The sequence below is a fragment of the Pseudomonas sp. S5D5 genome (assembly GCF_003013355.1).
In the GTDB taxonomy this organism is placed as follows: Bacteria; Pseudomonadota; Gammaproteobacteria; order Pseudomonadales; family Pseudomonadaceae; genus Aquipseudomonas; species Aquipseudomonas aylmerensis.
Genome location: NZ_PTEO01000001.1, coordinates 5,740,148 through 5,762,945, shown reverse-complemented (window position 1 = coordinate 5,762,945; position 22,798 = coordinate 5,740,148). Strand labels below are relative to the sequence as shown.

The 22,798-nt window shown below is 61.0% G+C and carries 18 protein-coding genes; 4 read left to right on the top strand and 14 right to left on the bottom strand.

Features of this window, described 5'->3' with window-relative positions:
- Positions 1–6 precede the first annotated feature (6 nt).
- From C9990_RS26305 to yaaA, 14 genes are all read right to left on the bottom strand, one after another.
- Positions 7–471, bottom strand: coding sequence for a multidrug transporter (locus tag C9990_RS26305; protein WP_106805106.1), 465 nt, complete (start codon positions 469–471; stop codon positions 7–9).
- A gap of 244 nt (positions 472–715) precedes the next feature.
- On the bottom strand, positions 716–2,167 hold the full coding sequence (locus C9990_RS26300) for a mannose-1-phosphate guanylyltransferase/mannose-6-phosphate isomerase (protein WP_065907077.1): 1,452 nt from the start codon (positions 2,165–2,167) through the stop codon (positions 716–718).
- A gap of 209 nt (positions 2,168–2,376) precedes the next feature.
- On the bottom strand, positions 2,377–3,033 hold the full coding sequence (locus C9990_RS26290; protein WP_065907075.1) for an alginate O-acetyltransferase AlgF: 657 nt from the start codon (positions 3,031–3,033) through the stop codon (positions 2,377–2,379).
- Positions 3,034–3,049: 16 nt separating this feature from the next.
- Positions 3,050–4,234 (bottom strand): alginate O-acetyltransferase, encoded by a 1,185-nt coding sequence (locus tag C9990_RS26285; RefSeq protein WP_106805104.1) that lies wholly within the window; start codon positions 4,232–4,234, stop codon positions 3,050–3,052.
- Between the two features lie 11 nt (positions 4,235–4,245).
- Positions 4,246–5,778, bottom strand: a complete 1,533-nt coding sequence (locus tag C9990_RS26280; protein WP_065907070.1) for an MBOAT family protein — start codon at positions 5,776–5,778, stop codon at positions 4,246–4,248.
- Positions 5,779–5,969: 191 nt separating this feature from the next.
- The gene (locus tag C9990_RS26275) at positions 5,970–7,079 is read right to left on the bottom strand and encodes a mannuronate-specific alginate lyase (RefSeq protein WP_083221459.1); all 1,110 of its coding nucleotides are present in this window, start codon (positions 7,077–7,079) and stop codon (positions 5,970–5,972) included.
- An 8-nt stretch (positions 7,080–7,087) separates the two neighbouring features.
- Positions 7,088–8,536, bottom strand: coding sequence for an alginate O-acetyltransferase (locus C9990_RS26270; RefSeq protein ID WP_065907096.1), 1,449 nt, complete (start codon positions 8,534–8,536; stop codon positions 7,088–7,090).
- Between the two features lie 11 nt (positions 8,537–8,547).
- On the bottom strand, positions 8,548–10,122 hold the full coding sequence (gene algG / locus C9990_RS26265) for a mannuronan 5-epimerase AlgG (protein WP_106805103.1): 1,575 nt from the start codon (positions 10,120–10,122) through the stop codon (positions 8,548–8,550).
- Positions 10,122–11,609 (bottom strand): alginate export family protein, encoded by a 1,488-nt coding sequence (locus C9990_RS26260; RefSeq protein WP_065907050.1) that lies wholly within the window; start codon positions 11,607–11,609, stop codon positions 10,122–10,124. The genes algG and C9990_RS26260 overlap by 1 nt, the downstream gene beginning before the upstream one ends.
- Positions 11,606–13,030 carry an alginate biosynthesis TPR repeat lipoprotein AlgK gene (gene algK, locus C9990_RS26255; RefSeq protein WP_371920687.1) on the bottom strand — a complete coding sequence of 475 codons (1,425 nt, stop codon included), beginning with the start codon at positions 13,028–13,030 and terminating at the stop codon, positions 11,606–11,608. Before algK ends, C9990_RS26260 begins: the two co-directional genes overlap by 4 nt.
- Positions 13,031–13,120: 90 nt before the next feature.
- Positions 13,121–14,287 (bottom strand): alginate biosynthesis protein Alg44, encoded by a 1,167-nt coding sequence (locus tag C9990_RS26250; RefSeq protein WP_065907047.1) that lies wholly within the window; start codon positions 14,285–14,287, stop codon positions 13,121–13,123.
- A gap of 38 nt (positions 14,288–14,325) precedes the next feature.
- Positions 14,326–15,807: a mannuronan synthase gene (gene alg8 / locus C9990_RS26240; RefSeq protein ID WP_162946061.1), complete on the bottom strand. Its 1,482-nt coding sequence runs from the start codon at positions 15,805–15,807 to the stop codon at positions 14,326–14,328.
- Positions 15,808–15,912: 105 nt separating this feature from the next.
- Positions 15,913–17,229: a nucleotide sugar dehydrogenase gene (locus tag C9990_RS26235; RefSeq protein ID WP_065907093.1), complete on the bottom strand. Its 1,317-nt coding sequence runs from the start codon at positions 17,227–17,229 to the stop codon at positions 15,913–15,915.
- A gap of 890 nt (positions 17,230–18,119) precedes the next feature.
- Positions 18,120–18,899: a peroxide stress protein YaaA gene (yaaA, locus tag C9990_RS26230; RefSeq protein WP_106805102.1), complete on the bottom strand. Its 780-nt coding sequence runs from the start codon at positions 18,897–18,899 to the stop codon at positions 18,120–18,122.
- Between the two features lie 152 nt (positions 18,900–19,051).
- Between yaaA and C9990_RS26225 the strand changes: the two genes are divergently transcribed.
- From C9990_RS26225 to moaD, 4 genes are all read left to right on the top strand, one after another.
- Positions 19,052–20,176, top strand: coding sequence for a polysaccharide deacetylase family protein (locus tag C9990_RS26225; RefSeq protein ID WP_106805101.1), 1,125 nt, complete (start codon positions 19,052–19,054; stop codon positions 20,174–20,176).
- Between the two features lie 348 nt (positions 20,177–20,524).
- Positions 20,525–21,919, top strand: a complete 1,395-nt coding sequence (locus tag C9990_RS26220; RefSeq protein WP_017135209.1) for a PhoH family protein — start codon at positions 20,525–20,527, stop codon at positions 21,917–21,919.
- 165 nt (positions 21,920–22,084) lie between these two features.
- Positions 22,085–22,558, top strand: coding sequence for a cyclic pyranopterin monophosphate synthase MoaC (gene moaC, locus C9990_RS26215; RefSeq protein ID WP_065907039.1), 474 nt, complete (start codon positions 22,085–22,087; stop codon positions 22,556–22,558).
- A complete protein-coding gene (moaD, locus tag C9990_RS26210) occupies positions 22,555–22,797 on the top strand; it encodes a molybdopterin converting factor subunit 1 (protein WP_106805100.1) in 243 nt (80 codons plus the stop codon). The genes moaC and moaD overlap by 4 nt, the downstream gene beginning before the upstream one ends.
- The last annotated feature ends 1 nt before the right edge of the window (position 22,798 follow it).

Sequence of the window (22,798 nt, the reverse complement as noted above, 5' to 3'; positions counted from 1 at the left end):
CCTTTGTCAGTCCGAGAAACTGCCTTGCAGGTGCTCGGCACGAAATTCCAGGGTTTGCGGGCGGTAACCAGGGCGCAGCGGCGGGGTGGGCAGGCAGTCTTCCCAGGTGGCGCCCGCCTGCAATTCGCCGGGGCCGCGATAGCGAGGGGCAGCATAGACGTTGTCGGCCAGGTTGACCGAGTCGCCTGGCGCATAGGCCGCGACGCGCCAGCGCAGTTCGGTGAGAGGCACGTCGTTGCCGTTGTTCAGGGTCAGTTTCAATGGGCGGTCCGCCGGGCATTCCTGCGGGGCATAGCTGATGCGCAGTTCCAGGCGCGCCAGTTGCGAGGCTTCGCGATTGTCCAGCCAGACCACCCAGACGGCCACGCAACCCAGGCCTGCCAAGGCAGCAAGGGAAACCGGAAGGGCCTTGGCCGGGTAGCGCAGCAGGAGGATCAGCCAGGTGATGATCAGGAGAACGCCGAAGAACATGGAGACCACCTCGAATAGGGAACGAGCATCCTAACTTAAGCGTAGGTGGGATTGGCTACCTTGAGTGCTGTGGTGGGCGTTCCGGCTTCACCGGGGGCAAGCTATTCGCAGATCAAAGGTGGGAGGGGGCTTGCCCCCGATGGGGCCCTAACAGCCAGTGCAAGTCTCCAAAAAAAAGCCCCCACCCAACCCACTGCGGATAGGGGACGCAATGGGCTGGGCGAGGGCTTCTTGTACGACTGTTTTACTGCGCGATAGTTTTCACCGACACGCCACGTTCAACCGGGGTCGAGCGACCGTAGATATCTTCGAACCGCTCGATATCGTCTTCGCCCAGGTAGCTGCCCGATTGCACTTCGATGATCTCCAACGGGATCTTGCCCGGGTTGCGCAGGCGGTGCACCGAGGCGATCGGGATGTAGGTGGACTGGTTTTCGCAGAGCAGGAACACGTTCTCGTCACAGGTGACTTCGGCGGTGCCGCTGACCACGATCCAGTGTTCGGCGCGGTGGTGGTGCATCTGCAGCGACAGGCACGCGCCCGGCTTGACCGAGATGTGCTTGACCTGGAAGCGCCCGCCCATGTCCACCGAGTCGTAGGAGCCCCACGGGCGATAGACTTCGCAGTGGTTCTGGGTTTCGCTGCGGCCCTGGTCGTTGAGGGTCGAGACCATCTGCTTGACGCCCTGGACCTTGTCCTTGTGGGCAATCATCATCGCGTCCTTGGTTTCCACCACCACGATGTTGTCCAGGCCGATCACCGATACCAGCTTGCCGTTGCCGTGGATCATGCAGTTGCGGCTGTCCTGGATCACCACGTCGCCCTTGCTGACGTTGCCGTTGACGTCTTTATCGTTGACCGCCCACAGCGACGCCCAGCAACCGACGTCGCTCCAACCGGCGCTCAGCGGCACCACGCAGGCGCGCTGGGTTTTTTCCATCACGGCGTAGTCGATGGAATTGTCCGGGCAGCAGGCGAAGGTGGCTTCGTCGAAGGTCACGGTGTCAGCGGTCTGCTCACTGCGTTCCAGGGTCAGCAGGCAGGTGTCGTAGATGTCCGGATCGTGCTTTTTCAGCTCTTCGAGGAAGCGGCTGGCGCGGAACAGGAACATGCCGCTGTTCCAGAAGTACCCGCCGCTCTTGACGAACTCGACGGCGCGTTTTTCATTGGGTTTTTCCACGAACTGCTCGACGCGGCTCACGCCTTCGGGCAGCAGCGAATCGTTGGTCGACTTGATGTAGCCGTAGCCGGTTTCCGGACGGGTTGCCGGCACGCCGAACAGCACCATCTCGCCACGCTCGGCCGCCACGGTGGCCAGGGCCAGGGCGCGTTGCAGGGCTTTCTGGTCGTCGATCACGTGGTCGGCCGGCAGCACCAGCATCAATTCGTCGCGACCTTCATTCACCAGCATCATCGCGGTGAGGGCCACGGCCGGCGCCGTGTTGCGACCGAACGGCTCCATCAGGATGCGCTGGCATTCGAGCTTGCGCGTGCTCAGTTGCTCGTTGACGATGAAACGGTGGTCCTTGTTGCAGACCACGATCGGGCTGTCCATGCCTTCGAACACCAGGCGTTCCAGGGTTTGCTGGAACAGCGTGTGCTCGCCGGTCAGGGCCAGGAATTGTTTCGGGAACTGTTTACGGGAAAGCGGCCAAAGACGTGAGCCGCTACCACCGGAAAGGATTACTGGGATCATGCTGTTTCTCCTTGAATCGATTTGGGTCAGAGCTACGAAGGTTTGTCGTTTCACTCTTGTTTTTGTCTCGGTCCGACTGGGCTCCTCGGCCCCTGTGGGAGCCGGGCTTGCCCGCGATGCAGACGACTCGGTGTGTCAGTGACACCGAGGTGATGCCATCGCAGGCAAGCCCGCTCCCACAGGGGAACGGGGCCCGGTCGAAAATCTGATCAGCGGGTCGACACTGGGCGTTTCACCCAGACTGGCGACAGGCTCGAACCGGAACCGGTGACGTACAGCACCGCTGCCTCACCACGTTCCAGGGCCACTGGCTTCACGTCGCCGACTTTCTTGTCGCCGTCATACAGCGCCAGGCTCACCTTCACCGGGTTGATTTCGCGCTCGCCGCGGCCTTTGGCGGCCACCGACTTGACCACGTCGGTCTTGCCGTCGGCGGTCTTCAGGGTCAGGGCCTTGTCGCTGAGGTTCTGCACGCGCACCAGGGATTTCTGCTTGTTCTTGAACGGCGGTTCCTCGATCAACTGCGGCTGGCCGCTGCTGTTGTTGACCAGGGTGTAGTAGTGGTCCGGGGCGAGCTTGACCGGCACGGTCTGGCTGCCGACCTTGGCGCTGTAGTCACCGCCGGGCATGAAGCTGAAGTCACTGCTGGCCAAGGGCGCAACGTCGCTCAGGTTGGTCGCGCCGACGGTGGCGCTGACTTCCTGGTTGCTGGCGTTGTAGACCCGCACGAAGCTCGAGCCTTTTGGCGCGGTTGGGCCGTACAGGGCGGCGTCGCCACCGGCGAAGGCAGACATCGATACAACGCTCATGCCGGCAACCAGGGCCAGGGTCTTGGCGAGACGACGCGGAGTAGTAGTGAAAGTCATGTGAGTTACCTCTCTTTCAGTTTTGCGCCCGGTCGGGCGTCTCGGATTTTGAGTGTTTAACTGGGGTGTTCAGTGCCATGTTCTGTTGGCGCGAACCGGCTTGTTTAAGCTGCGCAACCCACTGCGGGTCGGCATCACCGATTTCGTTGTTGACGGGCAGATATCGTTCAGGGAACTCCCAGATCAGCACCTGCGGCGGGCTGTTCTTGAAGTCGTCGCTCTTGAGGTAGCTGAGCATCGGCAGGATCGGGCCGTGACCGTCTTCGGAGTAGTTGATGACGTCGCTGCCCAGGGCTTGCTTGAGCGCGCCGACGAAGTTCCAGTTGGGGTTGGCGCTGTAGCTGGTGCCGACCAGTGCAACCGGGGTTTCGCTGTCGGTGAACAGCGCGTCGTCGCCTTTGGTTTCAGCCAGGTGCGTGACGCGTTTTTCCAGCGGCTCTTTAGGCGGCATCAGGTTTTCAAACAGCGGGTCCAGCGGCAGGAACAGACGCAGGTCGCCTTTGTGCGGCTCGGTCTTCTCGGCTTCGGTGACAAAACGCTGCGGCTCGCCGTTCAGTGGCGCCTTGTCGGCAATCACCTTGGCCAGTTGCTTGGCAGCGATTTCGGCACCGTCCGGGGTCCAGTGGGTGTCGGTGCGCAGGAACACCTGCTTGCCGCCCAGCTTGGCCTGTTGCAGCGGGCCGAGCAGGTCGGGGGCGATGATCTTGTCGGCGGCGACACGCGCGTGGAAGTCCTGGTACAGGTTGGCGTGGATGCTCGCAGGCTTCACCTCACCCAGGTGTTCCGGGTACAGGCGCACTTTGGCCGGCACGATTGCCATCACCAGTTGAATGCCTTGGGCCTTGAGTTTCTGGCGCACGCCTTCGACCAGCGCGTAATTGCCCTCCAGGTTCTGGTCTTCATTGACGGCCGGATTGAACTCCTCGTCGCTGTACAACCAGTGATCGCGGCCCAGCACGACGCCAGGGCGGCCTTCATTGAACAGCTTGTAGTCCAGCGCGGCCCAGAGGTTGGTGCCCAAGCGCTTGATCGGGAACTGGTCGTCGTAATGGGTCTCGACGGCCTTGGTCCAGCGACCGTTGAGCACGGTCGCATCGGCATTGGTGCTGAAGCCGAAGAAGCTGCGCATCGACCAGGCGCCCAGGGCGAGCAACACCACCAGGAACAGGCCGATATAGAGGACGCGGAATGAACGGGTCATGGTCGGCTCCCTCAGAATTGGAAGTAAAGGAACGGCGAGAAACTCTGCGCCGACAGTTTGAGAATCGACGCCACGAACAGCAGCAGCACTGCCGCGCGCATTGCGTAGCGTGGCCAGTCAGCGGTCCAGTAGGCCGGTTGCACGGCGGCGTCCTGGCCGACGGTGAAGCCTGGCTCGTGGATGCTGCCCGGGTTATCGCCCGGCACGGCCTTGATCAGGCTCGGGTCGGCCGGCTTGGTTTTTTCGGCGGGGCGGTTGGTGTAGAAATCGCGCAGGCCGAAGAACGCCAGGGTCACGTACGCCACCACCAGGGTTGCCACTTGCAGGCCGGTGAGGTTGGCGCGGTTGAGTTCCGACAGCGACCATTCGCCAAAGCTGAACATCGCGCCGTACATACGGCCGGCGACGTGCAGGTTTTCGGCGCGGAAGATCACCCAGCCCATCACCACCAGCAGGAAGGTGAAGGCCCAGCGCACCGGGTTGAAGCTGCGCGGCGAGGTGTTGAGGCCGATGGCTTTTTCGATTGCCAGCCACATGCCGTGCCAGGCGCCCCACACGATGTAGGTGATGTTCGCACCGTGCCACAGGCCACCGAGCAGCATGGTCAGGAACAGGTTGCGGTAGGTGGTCAGCGTGCCTTTGCGGTTGCCGCCCAGGGTGATGTACAGGTAGTCACGCAGCCAGGTGGAAAGGCTGATGTGCCAGCGGCGCCAGAACTCGGTGATCGACTGGCTGATGTACGGCTGCTTGAAGTTTTCCATGAAGCGGAAACCCATCATCAAGCCCAGGCCGATAGCCATGTCGCTGTAGCCGGAGAAGTCGAAGTACAGCTGCGCGGTATAGGCCAGCGCGCCGAGCCACGCGTCGCCGGTGGTGGGGTTTTGCAGGGCGAAGCAATGGTCGGCGACCACCGCCAGGGTGTCGGCGATGAAAACCTTCTTGATGAAACCCTGCATGAACCGCGTGCAGCCCTCGGAGAACTTGTCGAGGGTGTGGGTGCGGTTGTTGAACTGGTCGGCCAGGTCGCGAAAACGCAACACGGGGCCGGCAATCAAGTGCGGGAAGATCGCCACGAACGCCGCAAAGTCGATGAGGTTGCGGGTCGCTGGGGTATCACCGCGGTACACGTCGATGATGTAGCTGATGGACTCGAAGATATAGAACGAGATACCGATCGGCAGCAGCACATGGGTGAGGATGAAGGGCTCAAGGCCTGCAGACTTCATCATCAGGTTGATGCTGTCGACGCCGAAGTTGGCGTACTTGAAGTAGCCGAGGATGCACAGGTCGACCGCCACGCCCAGCAGCAGCCAGCGTTGGGCCGGCTTGGTGCGCACGCCGGCGGCACCGACCTTGAGGCCGATCCAGTAATTCCACAGCGTGACGGCGGCGAACAGCGCCAGGAAGTCCACTCGCCACCAGGCGTAGAACACGTAGCTGGCAATCAGCAGCAGCAGGTTGCGATAGCGTTGCCCGCTCAAGTAATACAAGCCGAGAAAGATCGGCAAGAACAGAAACAGGAACACATTGGACGAGAAAACCATCCCGATCTCTCCATGTTTAACCAACAGTCAAGGGCCAGAGCCCCCCCAAACCCCCCGCGATTTCGCGGGAGGCTGTGATCGTTCCCACGCTCTGCGTGGGAATGCCTCACTGGACGCTCAGCGTCCGCTTTTGGGACGCGGAGCGTCCCTGGCTGCATTCCCACGCGGAGCGTGGGAACGATCATCAGCCGCTAGCTGCCTTTGTTGCCTTTTTCATGCGTCGGGTCGTAGACCTTGGTCAGGTCGCCGCCGAGGCGGAAAGTCTTGAACGGCTGCATGCCATGCTTGCGTTCGAGCACATCCGGGGCGCAGGTGTAGAGGGTGCAGAAGGGCTCAAGCCAGGCAAATTTCATGTCCTCCTTGAGGTCCTTCATGTCCTGTTCCTTGCCGTTCTTCTGTTCGAAGATTTCCGGGTCTTTCACGCCGGCCAGCACCTTGTCGCCCAGGCGTTTCAGCGCGCCGTTGTTTTCCTGGCGCAGATCGACACCGTTGACCAGGGCAAAACTGGCGATCATCGACAGCGGCGGCAGCGCGTAGTTGTGGTACGACAGGGCACGTTGCTGACGCTTCAACTCGTTGGGCAGGAAGCCCTGGTCGTCGACCTGGTTGGCGCCGACCTTGTATTCCTTCACCGCCCAATCAAACAGGTCGCGACGGTTCACGGCGACGGAAGTCGCCATCACCGACCAGGCGGCCCAGTAGGAGTGGTTGTTGGTTTTTTCCAGCGGCAGGTTGTCCCAGTCGCTCACCACCTGGTCGGCCAGTTTGTTGAACCAGGCTTCGATCAGTTGCGATTCCTGCTGGTGGTTGGCCAGCGGGTGCGAGTCGGAGAACTTCAGGCGCACATAGGCCGAAGCCATGCTGCCCAGCGCCCATTTGCGCATCGACTTGCCGGTGTGGTTGAAATCCTTGGACATCAACGCGTCGGCCTTGGCCCAGCTGGTCAGCCAGTTGAGTGTGCACTCCAGCTGCTCCGGACGCCCGTCGCGCATGAATTGCATCACGCGCTTGCTGGTGTCTTTTTCCAGCTTGGTGATGTCGGCCGTGCTGTCGCGAAAGGCTTTTTCGGATTGCACATTCAGGGTGGAACGGGCCTTGTCCGAACCTTCGTACTTGCTGCGAAATTGCAGCGAGCCGGTGTACGGCGCCGGCATGGCGTCGCAGTCATTCTTGAAATCGCCGGTCTTGAACGCTTCCACCGGGGCGAAATAGCCCTGGGGCGGACGCAGTGGCGCGGCGGCGTTGACTGAGCCGGCGAACATTGCCAGGCCCAGCAGCGTTGGAATCAATAACTTCTGCATAAGTAACCTCATTGCCCAGTTGAGGCGGTCTGCTGACCACCGGCTGGGAATACGTTGCGTGTGCAAATTTTCGCTTCGACTTTCTGCGCGGCAGCGCCCGCTTCGGGGCCCTGCACTTCCACGGCCAGCAAGTTCTGCGAGGCCCAGTCTTCATCGGTGCGCAGTTCAAAGGCGAAACGCCCGTCTGTATCGGATGTTTCGGGTTTCTCGATCTTGATGTCCTCGTGGCGCCCGTTCATGTACCAGAGGGTGGCTTGCAGGGTTTTCACCGACGGGTCGGCGAAGCGGATATCAACCTGATGGTTGGCGTTGCGCAGGTCTTTGTTCGAACTGTTAACCAGCAATTCGTTCTTGCCGGGCTTCAGGGTAGTGCTCGCGGTCATCTGTGCGGTCTTGCCTTCGCAACCGTTGTCGAGCAGCGACATCATCTGGCGGTAGATGGTCTCCTGGTCGAGGCGGTAAAGCGGCGAGAATTCCCAGATGAGGATTTTCGGCGGCGTCTTCTGGAATTCATCGCTGCCCAGGTACTGGATCATCGAGCCTTCCAGGCCACCGCCGGGGAAGGCGACGTTGAGGATGTCGGCGCCGATTTCCTGTTCGAGGAAGCCGGCGAAGTTGTAGTTCTTGCCGCTGTGGCTGGTGCCCACCAGGGTGATCTGCGGGTTGCCGGAGTCGCTGAACAGGTCGCCGTCACCGGCCTCGCCCTTGGGTTCGGTGGTGAACTGGTCCATGTACTGGATCGCGTAGCTGGTGCCACACAGTTGCCCGGCCATGTTGTGCAGGGTGCCGGTCTTGCCCATGCGCCCGGAGCGCTTGGTCTCGAACTCACGCTTGGGAATATCCGCGAACTCAGGCATCGCACGGACTTTGGCGCCGACGATTTTCGCCGTGCGCTGGGCGCCGTAAGGGGTCCAGTGCTGGTCGCCACGGAAGTAGAAATCGTGCGCCGGCAATTCATCCGGCAGTTGCTCGTTGGTCAACGGCGACAGGTCCGGCACCACATAGCCCATCTTGGCGAAGCGGCCGAGCATGGTCTTGTAGTTGCTCAGGGCCTTGTCGAAATCGAACTTGGCTTTCTCTTCGGGGTTGAGCTTGTTGCGGTTCACCAGGCCACGGGTCGGCTGGTAGACCACCACCAGTTCCACGCCCTTGGCCTTGAACGCATCGTGCAGTTGCTGCATGCGCTTGTAGCCGGCGGGGCTGGTGTCGAATTCGGTGCGCAGGTCTTCCTGGGTGCGGAACAGCCAGTCGCCCTGGGCCTGTACCAGGGTGGTGAAGTTCTGCTGGTAGCGCGTGGTGTAGTTCTTCGCGTCGTGGGCGGCCGGGCACAGGCTGCAGCACGGCTCGGCGGTGAAGGTCGGCGCCTTGATTTCGTCGGCGCGTACGCCCTGGCTGGCCGCGAGCAGGCCGAGGGTCAGACCCGAGAGGCTCAGCAGTTTGATCATGTGTGGGTGCATAAGGGTCATCCTCAGTCCTGCAATTCGGTCTGGCGTTCGACAGGGTCGATCAGCACGGCTTTCTGCTGGCGCACCAGCAGGTCGAGAATCTCTTCCTGGCGATCGCCCAGCACGCCGGAGAAGCTGATGCCGCTGGATTTGGTCGGCGCCAGCATCGACACGCGGTACAACTCGACACTCAGCGGCGAGTCGATCGACAGCGGTCCGCTTCCGTTACCTGCCAGCTCACCGCCGACCACGATCAGCGAGACCTTGGCGTCGAACGGGTCGAGGGCGATATCGCGGTCGGTGTCGGTCAAATCCTTGATGTGGCCGTAGAGGCCGGTCAGGCCGTTGGCCATCGAGGTGTTTTCGTACAGCCGGATGTTCACGCTGTTACGCACGCGGATGCCGTGGCGACGGTTGCTGATCACCTTATTGCCCCACAACAGGTTGTCGCCGCTCTCATAGAGGGTGATGCCGTCGGTGTGGTTGCGGTAGATCTCGTTGTCGGCGATCAGGTTGTTGACGCTGTTACGGTCGATCACCAGGCCCGAGAGCTTGTTGTCGTAGCTGCGGTTGTTGAAGATGAAGCTGTCGTTCACTTCGCGGGAAATGATGATGCCGTGCTTCTTCTTGGTGCCGTACACGGTGTTGTCCGCGATGATCAGGCCGTGGGAACGGTCGTGCGGGTCAATGCCGTAGACGATGTTGTCTTTGTAGGTGTTGCCCTTGATCACGAAGCCCGTGGTCTCGTAGCAGTAGAAGCCGTACCACATGTCCGAGAACTCGGAATCGATGATCCAGCCGGTCGGCTCGGGACGCTTGAGCACCTTGGCCATGTTCGGCGTGTACTGGGAAATACTCACCCCGTACGACTTACTGTTGGCGTAGCCGAAACTGGCCATCTTGGTGTTGGCGACGTAGGTCTCGGTGCCGCCCCAGGCCAGCAGGAACGGGCGGAATTCCTTGGGCGACTGGAACAGCGCCGGGCCGTTGGCCTTTTCTTTCCAGCCGGTGATCCTGGTGTCGCGCACAAACAGCTGGCCGTCGTTGATCAGGAACGAACCGGCTTCCTGGGACAGGCGCAGCTCTTTGGTCTGCTTGTCGATTTCGAGGATGCCCTTGCGCCCGACCACGATCGGCAGCTTGGCCAGGAACACACCCGGCGAGGTTTCGCTGAGGTACTGCTTGGGCACTTTGCCGAGCAGGTCCTTGAGGTTCATGTAGCCGTCGTCGACAAAGATCGCCTGGGGAATGCCGTGCTGGCGCACCACCCATTCGGCCATCTTGTTGTCGCCGCCGATAAAGTCCTTGAGGGCGTCTTCCTGCATCATCCGGCGGATGCTGATCTTGCCCGGCTTGGTCCTGACGATTTTCTTTTCCATCGCTGCGGCGGTGTAGCCCGACAGGTCCGGCAGGGCAGGCTTGGCCAGTTCCAGCGGCGCGGTCGGCGGGCTGGAAATGGTGTAGGTCTTGGCCTGTTGCAGTTCTTTGGCGATGGTCGGCGCCTTGACCTGCTGCGCGGTATCGGCGAAGGCTGTGGCACTGGCCATCAGCATCGCGGCAACCAGCAAGCGTTGAGGTTTCATTGCGCAGGCTCCCATCAGAACTTCCAGATCACGTCGACAAAGGCGCGATGCATGTACGAGTCAACCTGGCTGCCGTAGGCGTCGCCCGGCTTGAACACGCCTGCACGAAAGCGCACCAGGGCCGACGGTTCGTCGATCGACTGGCTGAGCGCGGCCGGCAGCAGGCCTTTCTTGAAGTACTTGGTGACGACCAGGTCCATCTCCTGGCCCAGGTCCTTCTTGCCGTCTTCAAGCGGCAGGGACGTGCTGGACAGGATCGCGCCGGTGACGTCATCGGTGTTGTTCTGCACGGCATCGATGCCGTTGCTGCCGACCGGCTTGTTGCCGTCGACGCGCCAGAACTTGTGGTACACCAGGCTGGCGTCGTAGTCCTCGCGCAGCTGCCAGGAACCGAACAGGCTCATGGACTGCATGTTGTTCATCTCGCCGCGAAACGCTTCGCCGAAGCGGTGCACGCGGGACTGGGTGCCGGTCCAGTTCGAACGGTTGCTCTGCAGGCCGTTCTGCTCGTATTCGGCGCTGGCGCGGGAGTAGGCCGCACCCACTTGCCACTGCGGGTCCAGACGCAGGCGGATACCCAGGTCGGTGGCCCAGCCATTCACGTCGTCGCTGCGCTTGGCGTTGGTGGGGCGGGTGCCGTCGGCGTTCAAGGCGTTGACCGTGTCGCGGTCGCCCTGCATGCCGGTGATGCTCGCCCAGTAGTTGACGGTGTTGGTGTTGCGCCAGTTGTAGGCGTCGCTGTTGGCCTCGATGCCGAGCCAGGTCAGGTCGCCGTTCTCGCGCTTGTCCAGCGAGTCGGTGGCCACGCCCGGTTCCGGGTAGTCGAGCTTGCCGTCGTCATGGGTGTGGTGGGCGCGCAGGCCGATCCACTGGCCGGGCGTCCACTGGTAGGCGGCGTCGGCGTAGAGGTGCTGGCGATCCTTGTCCTTGGGCGACAGCTCCTTGAGGTCGGTGCGGTATTCGCTGAAACGTTCAGCGACGCCGACGTTGGCCTTGAGCAGGGTAGTGTCGAAGGTCCAGTTCAGCGCTTCGATGTTGGTGTCGCGCCATTGGCCGTCGTCATTGCGCAGGCGTTGGCGACCGAACTTGAGGATCTCGCCAGGGTAGGGCGTGAAACCGCTGTAGCCGACCCAGAACTCGCGCATGGCCAGGTAGTTTTTCTTGGCCTTGCGGTCGTTGTTGGTGGTTTGCTGGTTTTCGTCATCCGCCGACTGTTGCAGGGTGTCGGTCTCGATAATGTCGCTGGACACCACGGCCTGGCCCATCGCGTAGGCGCTCCACGCGCCGCTTTCACCGTAGATCCACGGGCGCAGGTCGAGGCCGATGCCGTTGACGTCGCCGCCTTTCTGGGTGCCGAGGTCGCGGTCATCTTCGGACTGGGCGGTGGCTTTGACTTCCAGGCCGAAGTTCTTGGCTTCGGTCAGCGCGGCCAGGGTCGGGCACGACCACAGCAGGGCGAAGGTCAGGCCGATGCCGGCCTTGACGAATGGGTTGAGCTTCATAGGGATTCCTCGCCGTCTTCTTCTTGCAGGGCGTGCAGTTGCAGCGTGCTCTGGGCCAGGGTGCCGCGCGCGGCCAGCTCCTGTTGCACCAGGCGTTGGCCTTCGGCGCGTTGCTCAGGCGTGAGCGGGGCTTCGAGCTGCGTGGCCAGGTCAGTGGCCTCTGGCGTGTCCTGGGCTTTAGCCAACTGGCTGAAGACATAGGCGTTCAATGGGTCGGGCTTGGTGCCCTTGCCTTGGGAAAACAATTGGGCGATGGCGAAGTCGGCGCTGTTCTGGCCGTTGCGCGCAGCGGTCAGCAAGTGGTCGAGGGCTTTTTGCGGGTAGACCTTGCCCAGGTAGCCACGGCGATAGATCTGGCCGAGGTAGTAATCGGCGGCCACTTCCTTGCCCACGGCTTTTTCGAAGTGGGCTTCAGCGGCCTTGGCGTCGGCCGGCACCCATTTGCCTTCGTAGTAGAGCTTGCCCAGCAACAGCTCGGCGCGCGGCTGGTCGGCGGCGCGGCCGTTGTCCAGGTACTTCATCATCTGGTCGACGTCGCCCAGTTCAGGGAAGTCGTAGAGCAACTGCGCCAGGCTGACCCAGGAAGCCGGGTAGCCAGGGGCGATTTTTTCCAGCAGGGCCTGGGCGGTCTTTTCGTCGGTCTTGCCCAGCGAGGCATCGCCCAATACGCGGGCCACGCTGTCGACGCGTTGTGCGGTGACGGTGCCACGGCTGTAGCCGGCTTCCATCTGCTTGAGCAATTGGGCCTGCTTTTCCGGCTCGGCTTTCTTCTGATAGACCGTGGCCAGTTCGACGTAGCAGATGTCGGTGGTGTTCAGCGCGGCCTTGCAGATGCGCTCGACGTCATCCAGGTGCTGGTCGTAGGTGTCCTGGGTGCGATACAGCAGCACTTGGGCCAGCCCGGCTTCCGGGTAACCGGCGGCCTGCCACTTGCTGATCTGCTGCTGCGCATTCACGTTGGGGAAGCTGTGCGGGTATTGCAGGTACAGCATCGCCAGTGGGATCAGGGTGTTGCCTTCGCCATTGGCAAAGGCTTTTTTCAGCAGGCCTTCGGCTTCGTGCTGCTCGGCCTCGGTGACACCTGGCTTGGCAACCAGCAGGCGACCCAGGCGCGCCTGGGCACGTGGCGACGTATCGGCAGCCGCGCGATAAGTGGCTTCGGCCTGACGGATCTGCTCGGGGTCACGGGTGGTCACCTGGATATCGGCCAGGCCCACCTGGGCCTCGCTGTAGCCCAGGTCCGCGAGCTGCTGGTAGTTCTGCTGGGCAGTGACGGTGTCGCCACGTTTCAGCGCTTCGTTGGCCAGGCGCTGGTCGGGCAGGCCGGCGCAACCGGCGAGGCTGACCGCAACAGCCAGCAACGCCGCAGTTCCCATGTGGGAGCGGGCTTGCTCGCGAAGGGGCCCTGTCAGTTGATGCATGTGTTGGCTGACACACTGCTTTCGCGAGCAAGCCCGCTCCCACAGGGACTGCGGTGTTTTTGAGAGAGTCATCACAGGCATGTCCTCTGCTTACAGACCGTTGGCCATGGCTTTGTCGATCAGCCAGTTCAGCGATGGGCCACGGTCGCTGGTCACTTCCACCGGGCGGCCGGCGTAGGTGCTGTCCAGCGGCGCATCAGGCTTGATCTGCACGCGGATGTCGGAAGACAGGTCGGCGCTGTTCAGGCTGGTGCTGCTGACGATGGTGCCGGTGCGGACCTGTTCTTCGTCGGCGACCTGGAAGCTCACTGGAGTGCCGGGGCGCACGTCGGCGAACTGGCGATAGGTGAAGCGCGCTTCGACATTGGCCAGGCTGCCGCGTGGCACCAGTTGGAAGATCACGTCGCCTTTGCTGGCGTACTGACCGTCGGCGACCAGTTGCTGCGCCACTACGCAATCGCATGGGGAGGTCAGGGTGCCGGTCATTTGCTTGCCGAACAGCTCTTCGACTTTGGCCGGTTGCAGCTGGTCTTCGTCCAGGTGGCCCTTGAGCACGTCGAGCATGCTGGTGCTGAAGGTCGCCAGTGGCGCGCCTTTGGCAGCGACCGCATCACCCTTGAGCAGGCTTTGCACGGTGCCGTCGCGCGGCATGGTCACGTTCATGCCCGGTACGCTGACGATGCCAGCCTGGGCGTGGCTGACGAAGTACATGCCGTACACCGATTTGAAGACAAAACCGAACGCAGCGAGGCCGACCAGGAAGATCGCCAGGCTGAAGGTCACGGCACGCAGGCGGCCGAAGGCGCTCATGTTGCTGCCGCCGTCCTTGACCTTGCGCGCCTTGGTGAAGTTGTCGCGCTGCAGGGTCGCCAGCACGTCGCCCATGGTCACGATGTCACCGGACAGGTGCGAGGTGATCAGGTGGCGCAGGGTCGAGATGTCCTGAGCGTCGAGGTTCTGGAACTGGCAACCGGTGCGACCTGTCTGGCGGTCGTAGGAGCGAATTTGCAGTTCCACGTCCATGGCCAGGCCAAGGTTGTCGATGACGAACTGCAGGCGGCCCTTGTGCACTTCACCCACGGTCAACGGCTGGGTGGCGGTGAACGCCAGGCCGCCGGCGGAGAGGTCGATCACCCGTGCTTCGGTCTGGGTGCGGTCGGTGTTGAAGAAGCGCAGCTTGGCCGGGATTTTGACCCGGGCATGTTGGCGCTGGGCTTCGGACTCGTGGACAACGTTGGCGTTTACTTGGCTGTTCATGACGGTGTAATTCCTTGGTTAATTCAGGCTTGGCAGGGTCAGACCATCATCAGCAACACGGCGACGAAAATGCTGCCGGCGGAGAAGGTCATGGTCCGAGACGACCAGGTGTTGAACCAACGTTGAAAGCTGGCCAAATCGCGGGTCAGTTTGGTGTCCTGGCGGGTCCAGGACTGTTGATCAAGGCGGAAGAACACGTAGATCTTCACCAGCGCGCCCATGATCTGGTTGTAATAGAGAATCACGGGGTAGGCCGGGCCGATCTTGTGGCCGGAGCACGACAGCAGCAGGGTCAGGATCAGGCGGGTGATGCCGATCCACAGCAGGTAGGCGAGGATGAACGCGCCGCCGTACTTGAAGGTGGCGATGATTGCCACGGTCAGGCCGAGCAGGGAGGTCCACATCGACACGCGCTGGTCGAACAACACGATGCTGGTGAACAGGCCCAGCCGGCGCACACCCAGGCCCAGGGCACGGGAGTTCTGGCGCAGGTTGTTGCCGTACCAGCGGAACATCAGCTTGCGGCTGGCCTTGATAAAACTCTTTTCCGGCGGGTGTTCCACGGTGTTGATCGCGGCGTCCGGCACGTAGAAGGTGTCGTAGCCAAGGCGCATCAGGCTGAACCAGCTGGACTTGTCATCGCCGGTCAGGAACTTGAAGCGGCCCAGGCGCCAGTGTTGCAGCGAGTCGCTTTCCACGTCGGCGATAAAGCCCGGGTCGGTGACCACGCTGGCACGGAACACCGACATACGCCCGGTCATGGTCAGCACGCGCTTGGACAGGGCCATCGAGCACATGTTGATGTGGCGTTGGGCGAAGCGCAGCTTGTGCCACTCGCTCATGATGTAGCCGCCGCGTACTTCGCAGAACTCGTTGGTGGTCAGCCCGCCGACATTGCCGAACAGCTGGAACCACGGGACGGTCTTGCGGACCACGCCTTCGGCGAGCACGGTGTCGCCATCGATCACGGCGACCACGGCGCGGTCATCCGGCAGGTGGCGGGAGATGGCGCGAAAACCGAAGGCCAGGCCGTCACGCTTGCCGGTACCGGCGATGCGCACGAAGTCGAGCTTCACGTGGTCTGGCGGGTTCATGCGTTCCCACAGGCTCTTGACCAGCAGCTCATCGGACATTTCCACCAGCGAGCAGACCACGGTGGTCGGGAAGCCACATTCGATGGCCTCGCGAATCACCGAGCTGTAGACCTGCGCGGTGGTCAGCGCATCGATCCGGAAGCTGGTGACCATCAGGAACACATGGGACGGGTCGGCGGCCTTGCCCAACTTGCGCACTTTGCGGCGCAGGTGCGGGTAGACCACGTACAAAAACAGCATGCCGCGAAAGAAATGCGTAGCACCCATCGAGTAGCGCCAGATACCGACGGCGCCAATCAGGAAAATAAAATTCTTCGACTCGGAGTCGAACGTACTCGCCGGCAAAAGCAGGGCGAGTCCCATCAGCAGGCTCAGAAAGAACAGCCAGCCGGCGGATTGGAGCAGTACGTGTTTTAACTTGGACATAAGCGTCATCCGAAGGTGGTGAAAGCGGCTGGTTGCAAGCCGCAAGCTGCAAGGGCGGTGCTTTTACTTGCAGCTTGCGGCTCGAAACCTGCCGCTGCTCTTCCGTTACCAGCAAATGCCTTCGGTGCGGCCGCTGACGCTGGTGGCTGCGGACATGAAGCCCACCAGGTCGACCACTTGCTTGCCGTGCGGGGCGTTATGCGCCAGGGCACGGAACTTCTCATCGCGGTTGCCCAGGATGATCACGTCGGAGTTGTTGATCACGTCGTCGAAGTCCGAGTTGAGCAGGGACGACACGTGCGGGATCTTGCCTTCGATGTAGTCTTTGTTCGCGCCGTGGACACGGGCGTACTCGACGTTGCTGTCGTAGATGCTCAGGTCGAAACCTTTGCCGATCAGCATCTCGGCCAGCTCGACCAGCGGGCTTTCGCGCAGGTCATCGGTGCCGGCCTTGAAGCTCAGGCCCAGCAGCGCGACTTTGCGTTTGTCGTGGCCGGCGACGATGTCGAAGGCGTTCTGCACCTGGGACTCGTTGCTGCGCATCAGCGAGTTGAGCAGCGGTGCTTCCACGTCCAGGGAACCTGCGCGGTAGGTCAGGGCACGCACGTCCTTGGGCAGGCACGAGCCGCCGAACGCGAAGCCTGGGCGCATGTAGTACTGGGACAGGTTGAGGGTCTTGTCCTGGCAGACCACTTCCATCACTTCGCGACCGTCGACGCCGACCGCCTTGGCGATGTTGCCGATCTCGTTGGCGAAGGTGACCTTGGTCGCGTGCCATACGTTGCAGGTGTACTTGATCATCTCGGCAACGGCGATGTCCTTGCGGATGATCGGGGCGTCGAGTTCTTCGTACAGCGACTGCAGGACATCGCCGGAGGCTTTGTCGAACTCACCGATAACGGTCATCGGCGGCAGGTCGTAGTCGGCGATGGCGGTGGATTCACGCAGGAATTCCGGGTTGACCGCGACGCCGAAGTCGACGCCGGCTTTCTTGCCGGAGCAGTCTTCGAGGATCGGGATCACTACATTGGCGACAGTGCCTGGCAACACGGTGCTGCGCACTACGATGGTGTGGCGGGTGGTCTTGTCACGCAGGACAAAACCGATCTCGCGGCATACCGATTCGATGTAGTTGAGTTCCAGGTCGCCGTTCTTCTTGCTCGGCGTGCCGACACAAATCATCGACAGGTCGGTATCACGGATGGCTTCGGCGAAGTTGGTCGTGCCACGCAGTCGACCGTTTGCGATGCCTTGGCTCAACAGTTCGCCCAGACCCGGTTCAACGATGGGCGATTTGCCTGCGTTGATCAGGTCGATCTTTTCCTTGGAGATGTCTACGCCGACCACTTCGTGGCCACGTGCAGACAGGCAACCGGCACAGACTGCGCCAACGTAACCTAGACCAAATATGCTGATGCGCATCGCATTTACCTCTTTGTCATTGAAGACGGTGTTAATCATGCCAATAGATGGCCGGAGTTCATGTTTGCAAACGTCACTGTTCACACGGAAGTTGGGCGAATAGACGCCGACTTACCGCGTACAGGCAGGTTAAATAGTGAGTGACTAACTATTGCACTCAAGGTGTGCGCAACTTGGCCTTGTTATTGGGGCTTGCCCTAAAATGCAGCCAGGCTTCCGGGTGGAAGGGCCTGACGCCGGCGCCGTAGAGCCTTGATAGAGGCGGTTAGCCCTTTAATATCAATGGCTTGAGCGTTGGCACCGACACATTTGGGTAAGCGCTGCCTTGGCCTATAGGGGTTAGCAATTCATCCTTATCGCCGCCCTCAACTCATATCAGTTGATGATGTGACCCGTGAGTCAAAGTTGATGGGGCAACTTTGCTACTTCCGTGGATCGTTATGTAAGTCATCTCTTACAGAAACAGAGAATTTCGTTACCGGTGGTATGAGCGGCGCTTTAAGGTGAAGTTCCGGGCCGCTCATCCTGTTTCCCGAAATTTCTTGAAATATTAGAAAAGATGGCACTGGTAGTACAGTGATAGCACTTGCTATTTGGGCCAGTAGTTGTAGGGAGTTGGCGCGCAGAGATAGTTTTGTGCCACCACGGTTTGAAAAAAGTGGTGCCACTACGAAAAAAAATTGGAAATGTCGAGTGAAAGAATTGTTAGAGATGCGTCAAGATATTTTTTGACGTCAAAATAATGACGAAATGCTTGGAGGAATGTGATCAAAAATGTGGGAGCTGGCTTGCCTGCGATAGCGTCGGGTCAGTTGGCAAATCTGCAACTGATACATCGCTATCGCAGGCAAGCCAGCTCCCACATTCAAACAAGAGTGCTTGCCCGGGCCTTATTCCGGTGCGTGATCGCGCAAAAACACCAGGTTATCCGGCTTGGACTGCTCTGCATTGAAGCGATAACCCTGCACGTCGAATTGCTTGAGCTTGGCCGGGTCGTTGATGCGCTCCTCGATGACGAAGCGGCTCATCATGCCCCGGGCCTTCTTGGCGTAGAAGCTGATGATCTTGTACTGGCCGTTCTTCAGGTCCTTGAACTCGGTATTGATGATGCGCGCGTTCAGGGCTGTGCGCTTGACCGCCGAGAAGTACTCGTTGGAGGCCAGGTTGAGCAGCACGTCGTCACCTTGTTCGGCCAGGGCTTCGTTGAGCCATTCGCTGATGCGGGTGCCCCAGAAGGCGTACAGGTCCTTGCCACGGGCGTTGGCCAGTTTGGTGCCCATCTCCAGGCGGTACGGCATCATCAGGTCCAGCGGGCGCAGCAGGCCGTAGAGGCCCGAGAGCATGCGCAGGTGGTCCTGGGCGTAGGAGAAATCGGCATCGCTGAAGGTCTCGGCGTTCAGGCCGGTGTAGACATCGCCCTTGAATGCCAGCAGCGCCTGCTTGGCATTGTCCGGCGTGAAAGCGGGAGTCCAACTGCCAAAGCGCGCGGCGTTGAGGCCGCCGATCTTGTCGGATACGTGCATCAACTCGCTGATTTGCGCCGGGCTCAGGTCGCGCAATTGCTCGATCAACTCCTGGGAGTGGTCAAGGTATTGCGGCTGGGTGAAGCGCGGGGTTACCGGCTTTGACTCGAAATCGAGGGTTTTGGCGGGGGAAATCACCATCAGCATGAAGTTGGCTCCTGTAATCGTGGAGGGGATTCTAGGGGCTGGGGCGTTTTGACTCCACCTATCAAGGCAATAGACACCAAAACTGCGGGAGCCAGCGTGGGATGGGGTGTATCGGCTATAGTGCCCGACGACTCTGGAGAGGGAGACCCTAGGTGCGAATTGCGCTTTTATTATCAGCTTGCCTGCTCTGCCTGACCGCCCAGGCGGCGCCGGTGGATGTCGCCAGCCTGGACCGTGGCACCTGGCCCGAAAAGCTCGGCAGCCCGGCGCTGTTCGACGTGGCCTCGCGCGCGGAAATCCTGATGTTCGCCCACAGCCTGCTCGCCAGCGAGAATCAGGATGAAGCCGCGCTCAAGCAACGCCTGGGCTTGAAGATCATCAACATGGCGTCCATCGACGACTTGCGTCGCCAGCTCTGGCAGCGCCTGCTGGAGAACTACACGTTCGCCCAGCAAAGCTGCGAGGAAGATGCCTCGTTCTGCTACCTGGTGGAAAACATGGACGACCTGCGCGAGCAGGCCGGCAAGTTCGAGGTCAGCGAAAACTCCTTCTATATAGGCTGGGCCGGCCCCAGCCACGCGTTCCACGAACGCTACCTGGACGAGCTGCTGCGCAAGGCCGCGCTGTTTCCGCAGATCAGCAGCGAAATCGCGCGCTTTGGCGATCACGAGCGCAATGGCGACGAGTTCAACGACCGGCTGTTCCTGCTGACCTTCGATGGCGGTCCGGCACCGGTCAGCGGCAACACCGACTTGCTCACTGATTACCTGCGCAAGCAGAAGATGAACGCGACCTTCTTCGTCCTCGGCAGCAGCCTGCAGACGCGCGTCGAGCGCAGCTCGGTGGCCGATGTGCAGGCGCTGTACCAGGGCCAGTGCGTCGGCACCCAAGGCTGGCAGTATCGCTCCCATAGCCATTGGGTCGACTGGCAGGGCTCCATTACCCGCAGTGCCTCGCTCGCGCAGAACCTGATGCCGGAAAACTACCTGCCGCTGTTTCGGCCGCCCTACGGTCAGCGTCGCGCGGACAGCCAGGGGTTCTTCCAGGCCCAGGGCCTGCAAGTGGCGTTGTGGGATATCGATTCCCAGGACGAGCCGGGCAAGCTCAAGGCCGATGAGTCGGCGCAACGGGTGCTGACGTTGATGTTGCTGTGGCGCAAAGGGGTGATTGTGTTTCACGACACCCAGGACAAGGCGCGGGTGGCGTTGCCGATATTATTGCAGGCGACGGGGCAAAGCGGATTGGGTTGGCAGGACTGCCGGGAGGCGTTTCGCTGAAAAGACCGAAGTGCCCGGCCCTGTTGGGGATGCGGCATTTTCGGGGTGATTTCGTGCGACATTTCGATGCAGGCGGACTTCCGACTTTAACGGGGTCCATGGCACTCGGCTAGTGCTATTCGTCATCCTGAAAAATAAACTTCAAAAATGCGTCAAAGTGCTTTTTCCTGTCATGGGTTTTGCGGTATTACGAAGTCAGATCGCCGAAACCTGCAACACAGGTGGCGTCTTCCAAGACTCCTCATGTGGGCACTGCACTTGACGTCACTCAGGTGCAGTCGGTGGTCGAATCGAGGCGCAGCACTGTTGCGGTATTGCGTCGACTGGCTCCCACAAAGGTGACCGAGTATGGATGATCATGGACGTAACCCTTCTTCCGACCAGCCAATCCTTTATGTGCTTGATACCAACGTACTGATCCACGATCCGAACGCACTGCTTAACTTCGAAGAACACCACGTCGCCATCCCGATGATCGTGCTTGAGGAGCTCGACAAACTCAAAAGCGGGCACCACAGCGTGGCTGCCGAATGCCGCCAGGCCATCCGCCTGATCGACAAGACCCTGGGCGAAGCGTCACCTGACGACGTTGAAGTCGGTGTGCCGATCCAGCGCGGCAAAAGCGGGCCCAAGGGCTTGCTGTCGATTCTGATGAGCAAGCGCAGCGAGCCCAACAGCCTGCTGCCGGAAAATCTGAACGACAACAAAATCATCAACCAATTGATCGACCTGCACGCACGCGACAAGGACCTGCGCCTGGTGCTGGTGACCAAAGACATCAATATGCGCCTCAAGGCACGAGCGTGTGGGATCGCTGCCGAGGACTACAGCACCGACCAACTGGTCGACGACGTGTCGATGCTCTCCCGTGGGTATCACACTGTGACGGGTTCCTTCTGGGACCTGGTCAGCAAAGTTGAAACCCGTCAGGACCATGGCCGCACCTGGCACCAGGTACAGTTGATCGACAACCTGCCGGCCGTGCACATCAACGAGTTCATCATCGACGAACAGGGCTTCGTGGGCTGGATCAAAGAAATCCAGGTCGACAAGCTGCTGATCCTCGACCTGCATCAGGAACCCCTGTTGCACCAGGAAGCCTGGGGCCTGAAACCGCGTGATATCTACCAGAGCCTGGCGCTGTATGCGCTGCTCGACCCGGACATCCACCTGGTCAACCTGACCGGCGCCGCGGGTTCGGGGAAAACCATCCTCGCCCTGGCTGCCGCCATCGAGCAGACCATGGTGACCAAGCGCTATCGCCGCATCATCGCCACCCGCAGCGTGCAGGGCCTGGACCAGGAAATCGGTTTCCTGCCCGGCACCGAGGCGGAAAAAATGGAGCCGTGGCTGGGGGCGATCACCGACAACCTCGAAGCCTTGCACATGGATGACGAAAACACCCATGGCAGCGTCGACTACATCCTCAGCAAAGTGCCGTTGCAGTTCAAATCCCTCAACTACATCCGAGGTCGCAGCTTCCAGCAAAGCCTGATTTTGATCGATGAATGCCAGAACCTCACCCCGCACCAGATGAAAACCATCATCACCCGTGCCGGCGCCGGTTCCAAAGTGGTGTGCCTGGGCAACCTGGCACAGATCGACACCCCTTACCTGTCCGCGACCAGCTCCGGGCTGACTTACCTGACGGAACGCTTCAAGGACTTCCCGAACGGCGTGCACATCGCCCTGCAGGGTGTCCCACGTTCGATTCTGGCCGAATACGCCGAATCCCACCTGTAACCACGGTCAATGTGGGAGCTGGCTTGCCTGCGATAGCATCACCTCGGTGTAACTGACATACCGAGGTGCCTGCATCGCGGGCAAGCCCGACTCCCACAAAAGCCAGCTCCCACCTTTTGATCTGCGTTGGGTTTACAATCGACGCTCCTGATCAGGAGTACCGCTGTGCTGACTCATCTCGATTCCCAAGGTCGCGCCCATATGGTCGACGTCACCGACAAAGCCGTGACGTTCCGCGAGGCGGTGGCTGAAGCGCGGGTGCGCATGCTGCCCGAGACCCTGAAAATGATTGTCGACGGCGCCCATCCCAAGGGCGACGTGTTTGCCGTGGCCCGCATCGCCGGGATCCAGGCGGCGAAAAAAACCAGTGACCTGATCCCCCTGTGCCACCCGCTGATGCTCACCGGCGTCAAGGTCGAGCTCAGCGCCGAGGGCGTGGACGTGGTGCATATCCTCGCGCGCTGCAAACTCTCAGGCCAGACCGGCGTGGAGATGGAAGCCCTCACCGCCGCCAGCGTCGCAGCACTGACGATCTACGACATGTGCAAGGCGGTGGACCGCGGCATGACCATCGAAAGCATCCGCCTGCTGGAAAAGCTCGGCGGTAAAAGCGGGCATTTCAAGGCGGACCAGGCATGAGCATCAACGTACTGTTTTTTGCGCGCTACAGCGAGGTGATCGGTTTGGACTCCCTGAAGATGGAAGGCGATTTCGCCACCGTCGAGGCTGTGCGCCAGGCATTGGCGGGCGATCCCGAATTCACGGTGTTGAACGAAACCAGCCTGATGTGCGCGCGCAACCAGGAACTGTGCACCCTCGACGAGCCGTTGCAGGCCGGCGACGAAGTGGCGTTCTTCCCGCCCGTGACCGGAGGCTGAG